The sequence below is a fragment of the Pseudomonas sp. MPB03 genome, from assembly GCF_046605385.1.
Taxonomy (GTDB): Bacteria; Pseudomonadota; Gammaproteobacteria; order Pseudomonadales; family Pseudomonadaceae; genus Aquipseudomonas; species Aquipseudomonas zanjanensis.
The window spans coordinates 5015649-5030048 of sequence record NZ_CP176770.1 but is presented as its reverse complement, the minus strand read 5'-3'; the positions used below and the strand labels follow the sequence as shown (position 1 = coordinate 5030048).

The following is a 14400-nucleotide window of genomic DNA, read 5'->3' as shown; positions in this document are numbered from 1 at the left end:
GGAGGCATCTGTTCGTTGTGCAGACTGTGGGAGCGAGCTTGCTCGCGATAGCGTCAGATCAGCCAACAGGGTTGTCGTCTGACACAACGCATCGCGAGCAAGCTCGCTCCCACATTGGTTTGCGTGTCGGATCCGGTTTCAGCGTCCGCCCCAAATCCCTGTGGGAGTGAGCTCCCACAGGAGGTCATGCGAACTTCAGAACGGTGCCGGGCACTCGAAGCGCAGGCGCTCGCCGCTTTGCGGGTGGGTGAAGCTCAACATGCTCGCGTGCAGGCACAGGCGCGGCCACGCGGCGAGGGCCTGGGGGTGGGCGTAGAGCCCGTCGCCCAGCAGCGGGTGACCGATGGAGAGCATGTGCACGCGCAGTTGGTGCGAGCGTCCGGTGATCGGTGTCAGCTCGACCCGGCACCAGTCGCCGCAACGTTCCAGCACGCGCCAGAAGGTCAGGGCGTGTTTGCCCTGTTCATGGTCCACCACATGCCGGGGTTTGGTCGGCGGGTCGTAGCGCAGGGGCAGGTCGATGCTGCCGCTGTCCAGCTCCGGTTGGCCCCAGCACAATGCCGTGTAGGCTTTTTCGGTTTCGCGGTCATGAAATTGCCGGGACAGTTCGCGATGAGTGTCCGGGTCACGGGCCAGCAGGATAATGCCAGAGGTTTCCCAGTCCAGTCGGTGTACGATTCGCGCTTCCGGATAGCCGTTTTCCTGCAGGCGGGTGATCAGGCAGTCCTTGTTGTCGTCGGCCCGGCCGGGCACGGAAAGCAACAGGGTCGGCTTGTCGACCACCAGGACAGCGGCGTCCTGATGAATGATGCGGATGTTGGACAGGGGCATTAAAAACAGTCTCGCTACAAACGCCAACGGCGGCTCGGGCCCGGCCCTTGTGGGAGCGGGCTTGCTCGCGAAAGCGGTGTCTCAGACACATTGATATCGAATGCGTCACCGTCTTCGCGAGCAAGCCCGCTCCCACAAAAAAGGCTGTGGGGACCCGAGCCGCCGTGGCTCCCGCCGGTGCGATCAGCGATCCGGCAGGGTGATATTGAGTTCCAGGATCGAGCAGCTGCCCTGGCTTTCCAGCGCCACATGCACGTCATCGCTACCGATGTTGACGTATTTGCGGATCACTTCCACCAGTTCCTTCTGCAAGGCTGGCAGGTAGTCAGGGGTACTGCGTTGGCCGCGTTCGTGCGCCACGATGATCTGTAGACGCTCTTTCGCGACCGAGGCGGTACTGGGCTTTTTGTTGGCACGAAAGAAGTCAAAAAGGTTCATTACCTACCTCCAAACAGGCGCTCGAAGAAACCTTTCTTCGTTACATCGAGGAAACGATGCTCCACGGTTTTGCCCAGCAGGCGATCGACGGCATCGCTGTATGCCTGGCCGGCATCGCTCTGGTCGTCGAGGATCACTGGCACGCCGGAGTTGGAAGCCTTGAGGACCGCTTGGGATTCCGGAATGACACCCAGCAGGGTAACGGCGAGGATTTCCTTGACGTCTTCGACGCCCAGCATTTCGCCATCGCTGACCCGTTGCGGGTTGTAGCGGGTCAGCAGCAAGTGTTCCTTGATCGGCTCTTCGCCCTTCTCGGCGCGCCGGGATTTGCTCGCCAGCAGGCCCAGCATGCGGTCGGAGTCACGGACCGACGACACTTCCGGGTTGGTCACGACAATCGCTTCGTCGGCGAAGTACATGGCCAGGTGGGCACCTTTCTCGATACCGGCCGGGGAGTCGCAGACCACGAACTCAAAGTCTTCCTTGAGCTGCATCAGCACTTTTTCCACGCCTTCCTGGGTCAGCGCGTCTTTGTCGCGGGTCTGGCTGGCGGCCAGCACGTAGAGGTTTTCAAGGCGCTTGTCCTTGATCAGGGCCTGCTGCAGGTTCGCTTCGCCGTTGACCACGTTGACGAAGTCGTAGACCACGCGACGCTCGCAACCCATGATCAGGTCGAGGTTACGCAGGCCGACGTCGAAGTCGACGATGACTGTCTTGTGGCCGCGCAGAGCGAGGCCGGTACCGATAGCGGCGCTGGTGGTGGTCTTACCCACACCACCCTTGCCGGATGTAACCACGAGAATCTTGGCCAAGGTGTTTCACCCCTAAGGAAAAAGGACTTTGTCAGCCCCTGAAAAACATCTCTGGAAAACCGCTGCAATTGGACAGGCTTGGCTGGAATCGGCTGTCGGGCGGGGTCTACCTCCGGTAAACACTGCCTGATCCTTTTTCCTACGTCGTTTAAGCCGTTTTCGCTCGTTTTAGAGATGCTTGGAAAATGCGGCAGTATCCGTTAAAGCCGAATGATGTTCAACACGTCGCCTGACAGGCTGATCTGGACGCCGGCCCCCCACAACGGGTCGCGGCGCAAATCTTCGGAGACCTTGTACTGCCCGGCGATGGAAACCAGCTCGGCGCTCAATTGCTGGCAGAATATCCTGGCCTTGGTATCACCCTTGACGCCGGCCAGTGCTCGACCGCGCATCGGGCCGTATACATGGATGTTGCCATCGGCCAGAAGTTCCGCCCCCGGGCTGACCGAGGAGACGATGACCAGATCGCCACCCTGGGCATAAATCTGTTGCCCGCCGCGCACGGGCGAGGTGATCACGCGCGTCGGCTTGACGCTGGGCTCCGGTGGTTTTTCCGGAATTTTCTTCGCTTCGACCGGATTCAGTTCCAGCACGCGCTCCCGGGCGCCGGACGGCGGCAGCACCGGAATGTCCACGGCGATGGCGGCGGCGATGTCTTCGATGCGGCTGGCGCGGATCGCCAGGGTGCGCAGGCCGTGCTGGCGGCAGACGCGCATCAGGCCCGGCAGGTCCACTGAGCCGTCGCCGGCCGGCAGCTTGTCCAGGGCCAGCACCAGGGGGGCATTGCTGAAGAAATTCGGGGCCTGGGCGACTTTCGCCGCCAGTTGCCGGTCAAGGCTCTCCAGGTCGTTGCGGGCCAGTTCCAGCACCGTAATGGCGAGCATGCTGCCCTTCAGCTGGAACACGGGATCTTGGTCTAGCGGTTCGGTTTGGCTCATGGTCGGCGTACAACGGCTTGTCACTAAAAGTGCCGAGACTTATAACGAGATCGTCCGCCAGCCGCAACCCGGGTCGAACAATGTAGAATGCGCGGCCCATGTCTTAATGGAAGCTGTAATGGATCGCCCGCGTTTTCGAGCTGCATTTTTTCATCCGCGTTTCTGGCTGCTGTGGTGCGGCCTGGGGCTGTTGTGGCTGATCGTTCAACTGCCTTATCCGTTATTGCTGCGGGTCGGTCGCGCATTGGGCGCGCTGATGTATCGGATGGCCGGCGACCGACGGCGCATCGCCCGTCGCAACCTGGAGCTGTGCTTCCCGGAAAAATCCGCCGCCGAGCGCAAGCGTCTGCTCAAGGACAACTTCGCCTCCACCGGCATCGCCTTTTTCGAGATGGCCATGAGTTGGTGGTGGTCGCGTTCGCGTTTGGCGAAACTGGCCCATGTCGAAGGGCTGGAGCACCTCAAGCAGGCCCAGCGCGAGGGCAAGGGCGTGATTTTGATGGCGTTGCATTTCACCACGCTGGAAATCGGCGCGGCCTTGCTTGGCCAGCAGCACACCATCGATGGCATGTACCGCGAGCACAAGAACCCGCTGTTCGACTACATCCAGCGTCGGGGCCGCGAGCGGCACAACCTCGATTCCCTGGCGGTGGAGCGTGACGACGTGCGTGGCATGCTCAAGCTGCTGCGGGCCGGACGGGCGATCTGGTATGCGCCGGACCAGGACTACGGCGCCAAGCAAAGCGTGTTCGTGCCGCTGTTCGGCGTCCAGGCCGCGACGGTCACCGCCACCAGCAAGTTCGCCCGCCTGGGCAAGGCGCTGGTGGTGCCTTTCACCCAGGAGCGGCTGGCCGATGGCAGCGGTTATCGCCTGGTGATCCAGGCGCCGCTGACGGATTTTCCGGGCGAGACCGAGGAAGCCGATTGCATCCGCATCAACCAGTGGGTAGAGCGGTCGGTGAGCGATTGTCCCGAGCAGTACCTTTGGGCCCACCGGCGCTTCAAGAGCCGTCCGCCAGGCGAGCCCAAGCTGTACGACAAACGCGGCTGAGTTTTTTTGATATCACCTTGAGCACGGAGCATTGCGATGACCCCAGCTGAACCGGTTACAGGTTTGATTCTTTCCGGCGGCGGGGCTCGAGCGGCGTATCAGGTAGGTGTACTGGCGGCCATCGCCGAATTGCTGCCGGATGGGGCGGATAACCCGTTTCCGGTGATCGTCGGCACCTCGGCCGGGGCGATCAACGCGGTCAGCCTGGCGAGCGGGGCGATGGACTTCAAGACGGCCATCGAGCGGCTGACCGCGTTCTGGCAAGCGGTGCGCAGCCATCAAGTCATGCGCAGCGACTGGCGAGGCGTGTTGGCCCAGTCGATGCGTTTCTTCATCCACAGCCTGCTGGGCCTGGGGGCCAAGTTGCCAGTGGCGCTGATCGACAGTTCGCCGTTGCGCGAACTGCTCCAGGCCCAATTCCACGCCTCGGGCATCGAGCAGTCCATCGCCGAGCAGCAGCTGCGGGCGGTGGCGGTGACGGCGTTCGGTTATGAATCCGGCCAGGCCGTTACGTTTTACCAAGGGCGGGGGACCATCGATGCCTGGTTGCGCCATCGGCGTATCGGTGTGCCGACGCAGTTGTCGGTGGAGCATTTGCTGGCCAGTTCGGCGATTCCATTGTTGTTCGCGCCGGTCAGGATCGGCCCGCAATATTTCGGCGACGGCGCGGTGCGGCAATCGGCGCCCATCAGCCCAGCCCTGCACCTGGGGGCCAATCGTGTGCTGGTGATCGGTGTCAGCGGCAATCCTCGGGGCGCCGGCGGGCAAGATCCGCGCGAGCGCAGCTACACCGGCCTGCAACCGACCCTGGCGCAGATCGGCGGTCATATGCTCAACAGCACGTTCATCGACAGCCTGGAAAGCGACATCGAGTTGCTTGAGCGCCTGAACGGGTTCAGCCACTTGCTGCCCGATGACGTCCCGGCCCACGCCCTCGGCGCCGCACCGGTGGACGTGCTGGTGATCTCACCCAGCCAACCGATCGACGAAATCGCCGCCCGCCATCGCCAGGAATTGCCCCGTGCGTTGCGCGTCTTCTTGCGTGGGCCGGGCGCGACCAAGACCAGCGGCGCAGGGGTGCTGAGCTACCTGTTGTTCGAGGCGGGGTATTGCAGCGAGCTGATCGAGCTGGGGCGCCAGGATGCGTTGGCGCAGCGTGAGGCGTTGAGTCGGTTTCTGGGGTTGGCTTAGGAGTGATGTCAGTAGGTTCACCCCAATCGCGAGCAGGCTCGCTCCCACAGTAGATCTTCAGTGGACACAAAATCTGTGTATGACATAAATCCTCTGTGGGAGCGAGCTTGCTCGCGATGACGGCGGCACATCCAGCATCGACTCAGGCTGACCCACCGCAATCGCGAGCAAGCTCGCTCCCACACTAGATCTTCAGTGGATACAAAATCTGTGTACGACATAAATCCACTGTGGGAGCGAGCCTGCTCGCGATAACGGCGGCACATCCAGCATCGACTCAGGCTGACCCACCGCAATCGCGAGCAAGCTAGCTCCCACAGGGTATTGCTGCGGATGTAGATCCTGGGATCAGAAATGGTACTTCAGCAAAAAGCTGGTCGTGCTCTGGTTGGTCTTGAACCCGTCGCTGTCTTCGATCGCGTACTTGTTCTTCCAGTAGTCGTATTCCACCCCGACGTATAGCTGCTTGGCGCCGAGCTTCAAGGCCTTGCCCAAGTCATATTTGACCTGCGGGACGATGTGCAGGTTGGCGTGGTAGGTGCCCTTGGAATTGGTGTCGTTGTCCACCACCCAGTCGATGAACCCGTCGAACAGGATATCGGATGAACCCACCGGCAGGGTATAGGCCCAGACCGGGGTGATCTGCCAGACGTTGTCGCCGGCGCGTGGGCCTTCGGTCTGGCGGTTGTAGAAGTTCAGCTGGAAGTAGTCGAAGCCGGGAATCGCCAGGTCGAAACCCGGGCCGATCAGGTACGACTCGTTGTCGCCTTCCCCGAACTCATAGGTCATGGCCAGCAGCACGTCCTTGATCGGCCCCAGTGCCAGCTTCTGGTCGAAGATCTTGCCGAACGACAGGCGCGGGCTGAATTCACCGTAGTAGGTGTTCGGGCCGGACTGGCTGTCGTCCTGGCCGTTGTAGAAGATCCGATCGAGGAAGAAGAAGTTGTCCCCGTATTTCCAGGCATCGGCGTGTTCGAAGGTCACGGTCTGCTGGATACGCGGGTTGATCTGGAAATCCTTGCCATACAGGTAGCTCAGGCTGTTGTTCTGCCACTGGAACAGGTCGTCGGCCATCGCCTGGCCTGCGGCCAGCAAGGATCCTGCGAGTATCAGGCTGGTGCACGTACGTTTCATTCGGTTTGCTCCCAAAGGTAAGTGGTACCGCTTTTTTTCGAGTCAGCGCTCTGGTGTGGCGCCTTTTTTCCATGGATGAAAAACATCCGTTCGGTCAGCTTTTTGAGCGTGGCGAATGCTGATAGCAAGAGCTGAGCCAAGGCAGGTGGGAAACCCGCAGAAGACTCATCCAGCTGTTTGGAACAGTCGAAAAGAGGATGCTTATTCTATTCACCGGTGCCGGGCTAAGTTGGCGGACCAGTCAGGATCTGAGGGGGTTTTTGTGTCGGCCGGTTTCGAGCGGCCGCGCAGGATACGGGCTTGTCCTGAAGGGCTCAAGTGCCCTGTAACGGCGCGTGTGCGGCGAATTTGGGGCGTGATGGCAGGGCTTGGTCATCAGGTGCTTTCCTCTTGTTTTTATTGTTGAGGCGCAGGCAGTCGCTGACGGGCGACCGGTCATTGCCGGTCGGCCTGTCAGCGGTGGGACATTGAAAGCAGTGGCTCAGTTGGTGCGCGCGCCCTGATTGATCCAGGCGCCGATCAGGTCGCGTTCCTGCTGGGTCATCTGGGTGATGTTGCCCAACGGCATGATCTGGGTGGTCACGGCCTGGGCCTGGATGCGCGCGGCTTCTTGCTGAATCTGCTGCGGCGTATCGAACATCACCCCGCCCGGCGCGGCGCTGAACAACGGGCTGGTGGGCTTGGCCGAGTGGCAGACCGAGCAGCGTTCCTGGATCACGCTGTGGACCTTCTCGAACGAAGGGCCCTGGGGGCTGGCGGCCTGGGCCGGTTTTTCCGCTGGCGCTGCCGGGGCAGTTGCGGGCTTGGCGCCACCGCCCACGGCGGTTTCCGGCAGGGGCTGGTACTCGATGGCGGCCGGCGCCTTTGCTACTTCCGGTGCGCTGGAGATGGGTTTGGGCCCGGTGACATAGGCCAGGCAAATCATCGCCAGGGCGCCGACCGGCAGCGTCCAGGCAAACCGGTTGCTGTCATGGCGCGTGTTGAAGTAATGCCGCACCAACACCGCCGCCACGGCGATCCCGGCCAGGATCAGCCAGTTGTATTGGCTGCCGTAGGTGCTCGGGAAGTGGTTGCTGATCATGATGAACAGCACCGGCAGGGTGAAGTAATTGTTGTGACGCGAACGCAGCAAGCCCTTGGCCGGCAGCGCCGGGTCGGGGGTACGGTTCTCGGCGATGGCCGCGACCAGGGCCCGTTGTGCCGGCATGATGATGCGAAACACGTTGCCCACCATGATCGTGCCGATGACCGCCCCGACATGCAGGTAGGCCCCGCGACCGCTGAACACCTTGCTGAACCCGTAGGCCGCGGCGATCAGCAGCACGAACAGGATCAGGCCGAGCAGGGCGGGGCGCTTGCCCAGAGCCGAGTCGCAGAGAAAGGAATAGACGAACCAGCCGACGAGCAACGAACCGATGCCCAGGGCCACGCCTTCAGCACCGCTCAGGCTGCTGCCGGGGGCCAGCAGGTAGACGGTCGGGTTCCAATAGAACACCACGCACAGCAGGGCGATGCCCGACATCCACGTGAAATAGGCTTCCCATTTGAACCAGTGCAGGTTGTCCGGCATGGACGGTGGCGCGAGTTTGTATTTTTCCAGGTGGTAGATGCCACCTCCGTGGATGGCCCACAGGTCGCCGGCCAGGCCGCTCTTGGGGTTGACGCGATTGAGGTTGTTTTCCAGCCAGACGAAGTAGAACGACGCGCCGATCCAGGCCACGCCAGTGATCATGTGAACCCAGCGAATGCTCAGGTTCAGCCATTCCAGCATATGTGCTTCCACAGTCTTTACCTCTCGCCCGTCACGCTTGTTTTCGCGTGATCGGACCTTCTCTTATTGGTGGGGGGCGAGGATCAAGTACTCATCCTCTTTGAAAAAATGCTCATCGCAGTTATTGCCTGTGCCACTGCGATCAACCACCAGGAAGTCATCCCGCTTTTCGATCGTCAGCACCGGGTGGTGCCAGACGCCGCGATGGTAATTAATGCCCTGCCTGCCGTTGGTGACGAAGGCGCGGACCAAGCCTGATACAGGTGCATCGCCAAGTGGCGCGACCACGATCAGAAAGGGGTTGCCGAGCAGCGGAATGAAGGCCTGGCTGCCCAGCGGATGGCGCTCCAGCATGCGCACGGTCAGCGGCATGTCCAGCGCGTCGGCGCGGAAGATGCTGATGATCGCCTTGTCATCCGGCGTGGCGGTTTCCACCGTCGCCAGGCGATGGAAGCGCATGGTCGAACCGTTGTTGATCATGAAGTGATCGCTGCCGTCGGTTTCGATCACGTCACCGAACGGGGCGAAGGCTTCTTTGGTCAACGGTTCGATCTTGAGAGTGCGCATGCTGGTCTTCTTATCCAAAAATTCTGTGTTGTGGTTCAGCTTTTGTGGCGAGGGAGCTTGCTCCCGCTGGGTTGCGAAGCGACCCCGCTTTTCAAAAAATGGGACTGCTGCGCAGTCCAGCGGGAGCAAGCTCCCTCGCCACAGGTGCGTCGTTTACTTCGATACCTTGCCCAGCACCCGCAGGCGACTCACGCCACCGTCCGGGAACACGTTCAGGCGGATGTGGGTGATCGGTCCCAGGGCCTTGATCTGCTCGGCGAAGGTGTGTTCGGCGTGCATTTCCAGCTTCTGGCTCGACAACAGTTCGCGCCAGAACAACGACTGGGTTTCGATCTGGCTGTCGGTGCCGCCCTTGACGAACGCGCCCTGGATCGAGCAGCTGTCGGGGTAGTTACCCTTGAAGTGCAGGGTGTCGACGACGACCTGTTCAACGATGCCGGCATGGCCCAGGGCGACGATCACCCAGTCATTGCCCGGGGTACGACGACGGGCGGTTTCCCAGCCATCGCCCATGTTCACGCCACGGCCCGGGTTGAGGATGTTGCTCATGCGCCCGAAGTGTTCGTCGGAGCAGGCCAGGGCGCGGCCACCGTTGAGGGCGGCAGCCAGGTCGATCTGTTCGTTGTCGCCGACGGCCGACCAGTCGCGGTACGGAATGCCGTAGACCCGCAGGCGAGCCACGCCGCCGTCTGGATAGATGTTGAAGCGCAGGTGGCTGAAGGCCTGGTCATTGCTGATTTCGTGGTAGTGGTGGCTGTTGCCTTGCAATTCGACGGCCGACAGTACTTCAGTCCACTGGGTGTTTTCGTCCGGTTCGCCTTCGCTCAGGAAGCAGGCTTCCAAGGAGGCCGACGGTGGGTAGTTGCCGGTGAAGAATGAGGTGTCGATGTCCACGCCCTTGATCGAGCCCGCCACGCCCAGGCGGATCACCGCGCTGTCGTAGCCTTCGAAGCGCTTGCGCCGCGATTCCCAGCCGTCCATCCACTTGCCATTGTCATCGAACACGCCCTCCTTCCACACGGCCGGGGTCGGCTGGAACAGGCGGTTAGCGTCGGCGAACCAATCATCGGTAACCGAGATGATCTTGGTGCCCAGGCGGGCGTCGGCCAGGTTGACGAACTTCTCGAAAGGTACGGCGTAAGCTTTCATTCTTCTTGTCTGCCTTTAAATAGGTTGGCTGGGGATGCTTGCAGGGCCTCAAGTCGCAGGGCTGCTCGCTAAAGGGTCAGTAATCGGAACAACGCGATTTTGTTGATCTCTGCCAGCGCGCATTTGAATTCGGCGTCGGCCGAGTGATGGATGCGTGTTTCGAATGCCGCAAGGATCTGGTGCCGGTTGCTGCCTTTTACCGCCATGATGAAGGGAAACTTGAACTTGGCCTTGTAGGCGTCGTTCAGCTCGGTGAAGCGCTGGAACTCTTCGGCCGTGCATTGGTGAATACCGGCGCCCGCCTGTTCATTCGTGCTGGCTTCGGTCAGTTGGCCCTGGACGGCGGCTTTGCCGGCCAGGTCCGGGTGAGCGTTGATCAGCGCCAGTTGGCTGGCGTGATCGGCACTCAACAGGATGTCGCTCATGCGCTGGTGCAGGGTTTCGATCTCGTCGATCGAGGGATCCTGGCCCAGGTCAAAGGCTTTTTCGGCGACCCATGGCGAATGTTCGTAAATGTCAGCGAAGGCTTTGACGAACGCTTCGCGGCTCAAGGTGGAAGGCTTGAGGGTTTGGAAGGCGGTCATTTGGACGCTCCCTGATACGGATGGGTTTGCTGCCAGTGGCGAGCAATGTCGACACGACGGCTGAACCAGACGTGATCATGGCCTTTGACGTATTCGAGAAAGCGCTTGAGGGAGGCCAGTCGCGCAGGGCGGCCGATCAGCCGGCAATGCAGGCCGATGGAAAGCATCTTCGGCGCCTCGGCCCCTTCGGCGTACAACACGTCGAAAGCATCCTTGAGGTATTGGAAGAAATCATCGCCCTTGTTAAAACCCTGCACCTGGGTGAAGCGCATGTCATTGGTGTCGAGGGTGTAGGGGATCACCAGGTGCGGCTTGCCGGTGGGGTTGTTCGGCTCCCAGTAGGGCAGGTCGTCGTCGTAGGTGTCGCTGTCATAGAGGAAACCGCCTTCTTCCATCACCAGGCGGCGGGTGTTCGGGCCGGTGCGGCCGGTGTACCAGCCCAGCGGACGTTCGCCGGCGATTTCGGTGAGGATGCGGATCGCTTCGAGCATGTGCTCGCGTTCCTGGGCCTCATCCATGTACTGGTAGTCGATCCAGCGATAGCCGTGGCTGCAGATCTCGTGGCCGGCGGCGACCATGGCGCGAATCACGTCTGGATGGCGCTGGGCGGCCATGGCCACGGCGAAAACGGTCAGCGGGATATCGAATTCCTTGAACAGCTTGAGGACACGCCAGACGCCGGCACGGCTGCCATACTCGTACAGCGATTCCATGCTCATGTTGCGTTCGCCCTGCAGCGGTTGCGCCGCGACCATCTCCGAAAGGAACGCTTCGGATTCCTTGTCGCCATGGAGGACGTTGCGCTCGCCGCCTTCTTCGTAATTGAGCACGAAGGACAGGGCGATGCGGGCATTGCCCGGCCAATGGGGGTGGGGAGGGTTACTGCTGTAACCGATCAGGTCGCGTGGGTAGTCAGCGCTCACTGCAGTTTTCCTTCTTGTTCGAACCATGTAGGTGGCGCCCCGGTGATGAGTTTCAGGCTGGCGTCACGACGATGGAATGATTGTATACAACTTTATGTGCGATTTGTAAGCCTGATTTTTGCATTTTTCACAAGGCCCTCTCCCGGTGTCTACACTGCAAGAAACCTGCCCAGTTGGTCAATGAATCGTCGGGAGGGTCTTGTATTCATTGGTTTGTCTTAAACCTGGGGTTGACGTGCCGTCGCGCAGTCGAAGGGCTAAAATATCTGTTTTTATTGTGTACAATTTTCTTTTAAAGTGTCTTAATTCGCTCATCGCCGTGGCGTTTCGTGCTCCGAAACGGTGCGGCCTGTCTTTCAACTGAATCAGGAGGCGTCGGGCCGGACTGCACTGCAGCGAGGCGCGCACAAGCAATGGGACGTTTGACTACGCACGTTTTGGATGCCGCACATGGCTGCCCGGGCAGCTCGATCAAGATCGAACTGTACCGCGTGGAAGATTCGCAACTACAGTGGGTCGCCAGCGCACTGACCAACAGCGACGGCCGTTGCGATGCGCCCCTGTTGCAAGGGGATGACTACCGTTCGGGCGTTTATCAATTGCAATTCCACGCCGGTGATTACTACCGCGCCCGTGGCGTGCAAATGCCCGACCCAGCGTTCCTGGATGTGGTGGTGCTGCGCTTCGGTATTTCGGCCGAGCAAGAGCACTACCACGTGCCCTTGTTGATTTCGCCCTACGCCTATTCAACGTATCGAGGCAGTTGATCCCCCAAGCAACTGCCTTGTCCTGGAAGCGACTGCGCATAAGCTTCTTTGGTTTTTAGCCCGCTCACACTGCGGGCTTTTTTTCGTCCATGAAAAATAGGGTGCCTGGGAAGGTGCCTTCGCGAGCAAGCCCCACACTGGATTTTTGTCGTCACAAAAACCTGTGGGAGCAAGCTTGCTCGCGATGCTTTTGCTTTCTCAGCGACTCAACAAGGAGGCCGCCCCCGCGCCACCAAACAACCCGGCGCTGACCCGGTTGAACCAGCCCTGGCCTTTACCCGTACGCAGATACCGCGCCGCGCCGTGGGCACCGAGGCCATAAGCCAGCTTGCACAGCAGGTCGAGTACGGTCCAAGTGGCGATCATGATCAGCAGTTGCGGCAGGAATGGCTGTTCGGCGCTCAGGAATTGCGGCAGGAACGCAGCGAAGAACAGGATGTCTTTCGGGTTGCTTGCTCCCAGCACGAACGCGCGGCCGAAGAGCGTGCGAAAGCGCGGGACGGCGACAGCCTGGGGCACTTCGGCGCCTTGGGACGGTTGGCGCGATTGCTGCCAGCTCTGCCAGGCCAGGTAAAACAGGTACAGGGCGCCGACGATCTTCAGGGCGCTGAACAACTGCTCCGAGGCCATCAACAATGCACCGAGCCCCAGCGCCGAAGCACTCAGCAGGCAGATCGACGCGATCACGCCCCCCAGGAATGCCGGATAGGAGCGGCGCAGGCCGTAGTTCAGGCTATTGCCGATCATCAACAACGACAACGGGCCGGGGATGAGGATCACCACCAATGCGGCGCCACTGAACAACAGCCAGGTTTCCAGATTCATTACTTTGCTCCTGATGTACAAAAGCCTCACCCAGGGGGTGAGGCGGGTGAATACGGTTGCGCTTACAAGAAGATGAACTTGGCGATGAAGATCGCGCAAAGCACCCACAGGCTGACGGAAATTTCCTTGTGTTTACCGGTACCGGCCTTGAGCACCACATAGGTGATGAAACCCAGGGCGATGCCGTCGGCGACCGAGAACGTCAGGGGCATCATGATGGCCGTGACGATGGCCGGAATGCTGTCGGTTGCTTCGTCCCATTCGATGTGGGCCATGCCGCCCATCATCAGCATGGCGACGTAGATCAAGGCCCCGGCCGTGGCGTAGGCCGGAATCATCCCGGCCAGCGGTGCGAAGAACATGGCGGCAATAAATAGCACACCGACGGTCACGGCGGTAAGCCCCGTGCGGCCACCGGCGGCCACACCGGCGGCGCTTTCCACGTAGCTGGTCACTGGCGGTACACCGACCATGGCGCCGAATACGCTTGAAGCGCTGTCGGCCTTCAAGGCGCGGGACAGGTTCTCGATCTTGCCATCGGCTTTCACCAGGCCGGCGCGCTGGGCAACGCCCATCAGGGTGCCGGCGGTGTCGAACATGTGCACGAAAAGGAAGGCCAGCACCACGCTGATCATGCTGATGTTGAACACGCCGGCCACGTCCATCGCCATCCAGGTCGGAGCCAGGCTCGGCGGTGTCGACATGACGCCGTTGTACTGCACTAACCCCAGGCCCCAACCGGACAGGGTCACGGCGATGATGCTGATCAGGATCGCGCCGAACACACGGTGATAACTGAGCACGGCGATCATCAGGAAGCACACCGCGGCCAGCAACGGACCGGGTTCGCGCAACGAGCCGAGCTTGATCAGGGTGGCAGGGCTGTCCACGACGATCCCGGCGGTTTTCAGGCCGATCAGCCCGAGGAACAACCCGACCCCCGCGCCCATGGCGAAGCGCAGGCTCACCGGAATGCTGTTGAGCAGCCACTCGCGCACCCGCGACAAGGTCAGGAACATGAACAGCACACCGGAGATGAACACCGCGCCCAATGCGGTCTCCCAGTTGTAGCCCATGGTGCCGACCACGGTGTAGGTGAAGAAGGCGTTCAGGCCCATGCCCGGTGCCAGGCCCACCGGCCAGTTGGCGTAAAGGCCCATCAACAGGCAACCCAGGGCGGCGGCGATGCAGGTGGCGACGAAGGCGGCGCCGTGATCGATGCCGGCGTCGGCCATGATGTTGGGGTTGACGAAAATGATGTAGGCCATGGTGATGAAGGTTGTCAGGCCAGCAATCAGCTCGGTCTTCACCGTGGTGCCATGCAAGCTGAGTTTGAAGAGGCGTTCCAGCCAGCCACTGCGTAGTGGCGGCGAGAGGTCCAGCGTCCGGGCTTCGGGTTTGCGGCTTTCCACAGCGAGT

The 14400-nt window shown here is 61.0% G+C and carries 15 protein-coding genes; 3 read left to right on the top strand and 12 right to left on the bottom strand.

The window, feature by feature from the left end; genetic code table 11:
* Nucleotides 1-195 precede the first annotated feature (195 nt).
* The 4 genes from ACLH0I_RS21725 to minC all read right to left on the bottom strand — a co-directional run bounded on the left by ACLH0I_RS21725 (nucleotide 196) and on the right by minC (nucleotide 3019).
* The gene (locus tag ACLH0I_RS21725) at nucleotides 196-831 is read right to left on the bottom strand and encodes an RluA family pseudouridine synthase (RefSeq protein ID WP_018612476.1); all 636 of its coding nucleotides are present in this window, start codon (nucleotides 829-831) and stop codon (nucleotides 196-198) included.
* A gap of 183 nt (nucleotides 832-1014) precedes the next feature.
* Nucleotides 1015-1269 (bottom strand): cell division topological specificity factor MinE, encoded by a 255-nt coding sequence (gene minE, locus ACLH0I_RS21720; RefSeq protein ID WP_003179111.1) that lies wholly within the window; start codon nucleotides 1267-1269, stop codon nucleotides 1015-1017.
* Nucleotides 1269-2081 (bottom strand): septum site-determining protein MinD, encoded by an 813-nt coding sequence (gene minD / locus ACLH0I_RS21715; RefSeq protein ID WP_003179114.1) that lies wholly within the window; start codon nucleotides 2079-2081, stop codon nucleotides 1269-1271. The genes minE and minD overlap by 1 nt, the downstream gene beginning before the upstream one ends.
* 200 nt (nucleotides 2082-2281) lie before the next feature.
* Nucleotides 2282-3019: a septum site-determining protein MinC gene (gene minC, locus ACLH0I_RS21710; RefSeq protein WP_411385352.1), complete on the bottom strand. Its 738-nt coding sequence runs from the start codon at nucleotides 3017-3019 to the stop codon at nucleotides 2282-2284.
* A 118-nt stretch (nucleotides 3020-3137) separates the two neighbouring features.
* On the opposite strand from minC, the gene ACLH0I_RS21705 reads away from it, so the two are divergent.
* Together ACLH0I_RS21705 and ACLH0I_RS21700 are read left to right on the top strand one after the other, a co-directional pair.
* Entirely contained in the window at nucleotides 3138-4070 is a 933-nt protein-coding gene (locus ACLH0I_RS21705) for a lipid A biosynthesis lauroyl acyltransferase (RefSeq protein WP_250964836.1), read from the top strand.
* Nucleotides 4071-4106: 36 nt separating this feature from the next.
* The gene (locus tag ACLH0I_RS21700) at nucleotides 4107-5261 is read left to right on the top strand and encodes a patatin-like phospholipase family protein (RefSeq protein WP_411385351.1); all 1155 of its coding nucleotides are present in this window, start codon (nucleotides 4107-4109) and stop codon (nucleotides 5259-5261) included.
* Between the two features lie 348 nt (nucleotides 5262-5609).
* On the opposite strand, the gene ACLH0I_RS21695 is transcribed toward ACLH0I_RS21700, so the two are convergent.
* The 6 genes from ACLH0I_RS21695 to puuE form a co-directional block, all read right to left on the bottom strand.
* The gene (locus ACLH0I_RS21695; protein ID WP_411385350.1) at nucleotides 5610-6395 is read right to left on the bottom strand and encodes an outer membrane protein OmpK; all 786 of its coding nucleotides are present in this window, start codon (nucleotides 6393-6395) and stop codon (nucleotides 5610-5612) included.
* 481 nt (nucleotides 6396-6876) lie between these two features.
* Nucleotides 6877-8178 (bottom strand): urate hydroxylase PuuD, encoded by a 1302-nt coding sequence (locus ACLH0I_RS21690; protein ID WP_411385349.1) that lies wholly within the window; start codon nucleotides 8176-8178, stop codon nucleotides 6877-6879.
* Between the two features lie 51 nt (nucleotides 8179-8229).
* Entirely contained in the window at nucleotides 8230-8733 is a 504-nt protein-coding gene (locus tag ACLH0I_RS21685) for an ureidoglycolate lyase (RefSeq protein WP_024618504.1), read from the bottom strand.
* A 153-nt stretch (nucleotides 8734-8886) separates the two neighbouring features.
* Complete coding sequence (alc, locus tag ACLH0I_RS21680; protein WP_411385348.1) at nucleotides 8887-9882, bottom strand: allantoicase; 996 nt, start codon at nucleotides 9880-9882, stop codon at nucleotides 8887-8889.
* Between the two features lie 68 nt (nucleotides 9883-9950).
* On the bottom strand, nucleotides 9951-10466 hold the full coding sequence (uraD, locus tag ACLH0I_RS21675) for a 2-oxo-4-hydroxy-4-carboxy-5-ureidoimidazoline decarboxylase (protein ID WP_039594512.1): 516 nt from the start codon (nucleotides 10464-10466) through the stop codon (nucleotides 9951-9953).
* The gene (puuE, locus tag ACLH0I_RS21670) at nucleotides 10463-11389 is read right to left on the bottom strand and encodes an allantoinase PuuE (protein WP_411385347.1); all 927 of its coding nucleotides are present in this window, start codon (nucleotides 11387-11389) and stop codon (nucleotides 10463-10465) included. Before puuE ends, uraD begins: the two co-directional genes overlap by 4 nt.
* Before the next feature lie 413 nt (nucleotides 11390-11802).
* Between puuE and uraH the strand changes: the two genes are divergently transcribed.
* Entirely contained in the window at nucleotides 11803-12156 is a 354-nt protein-coding gene (gene uraH / locus ACLH0I_RS21665) for a hydroxyisourate hydrolase (RefSeq protein ID WP_250964843.1), read from the top strand.
* Nucleotides 12157-12354: 198 nt separating this feature from the next.
* On the opposite strand, the gene ACLH0I_RS21660 is transcribed toward uraH, so the two are convergent.
* Together ACLH0I_RS21660 and ACLH0I_RS21655 are read right to left on the bottom strand one after the other, a co-directional pair.
* The gene (locus tag ACLH0I_RS21660) at nucleotides 12355-12981 is read right to left on the bottom strand and encodes a LysE family translocator (RefSeq protein ID WP_411385346.1); all 627 of its coding nucleotides are present in this window, start codon (nucleotides 12979-12981) and stop codon (nucleotides 12355-12357) included.
* A gap of 62 nt (nucleotides 12982-13043) precedes the next feature.
* Complete coding sequence (locus ACLH0I_RS21655) at nucleotides 13044-14393, bottom strand: NCS2 family permease (protein WP_411385345.1); 1350 nt, start codon at nucleotides 14391-14393, stop codon at nucleotides 13044-13046.
* Nucleotides 14394-14400: the final 7 nt, after the last annotated feature.

Bases quoted from the DNA above. Each gene is read 5' to 3' on its own strand.
- ACLH0I_RS21725 (WP_018612476.1), bottom strand. From the start codon at position 831: ATGCCCCTGTCCAACATCCGCATCATTCATCAGGACGCCGCTGTCCTG.
- minE (WP_003179111.1), bottom strand. From the start codon at position 1,269: ATGAACCTTTTTGACTTCTTTCGTGCCAACAAAAAGCCCAGTACCGCC.
- minC (WP_411385352.1), bottom strand. From the start codon at position 3,019: ATGAGCCAAACCGAACCGCTAGACCAAGATCCCGTGTTCCAGCTGAAG.
- ACLH0I_RS21705 (WP_250964836.1), top strand. From the start codon at position 3,138: ATGGATCGCCCGCGTTTTCGAGCTGCATTTTTTCATCCGCGTTTCTGG.
- ACLH0I_RS21700 (WP_411385351.1), top strand. From the start codon at position 4,107: ATGACCCCAGCTGAACCGGTTACAGGTTTGATTCTTTCCGGCGGCGGG.
- ACLH0I_RS21695 (WP_411385350.1), bottom strand. From the start codon at position 6,395: ATGAAACGTACGTGCACCAGCCTGATACTCGCAGGATCCTTGCTGGCC.
- ACLH0I_RS21685 (WP_024618504.1), bottom strand. From the start codon at position 8,733: ATGCGCACTCTCAAGATCGAACCGTTGACCAAAGAAGCCTTCGCCCCG.
- alc (WP_411385348.1), bottom strand. From the start codon at position 9,882: ATGAAAGCTTACGCCGTACCTTTCGAGAAGTTCGTCAACCTGGCCGAC.
- uraD (WP_039594512.1), bottom strand. From the start codon at position 10,466: ATGACCGCCTTCCAAACCCTCAAGCCTTCCACCTTGAGCCGCGAAGCG.
- uraH (WP_250964843.1), top strand. From the start codon at position 11,803: ATGGGACGTTTGACTACGCACGTTTTGGATGCCGCACATGGCTGCCCG.
- ACLH0I_RS21660 (WP_411385346.1), bottom strand. From the start codon at position 12,981: ATGAATCTGGAAACCTGGCTGTTGTTCAGTGGCGCCGCATTGGTGGTG.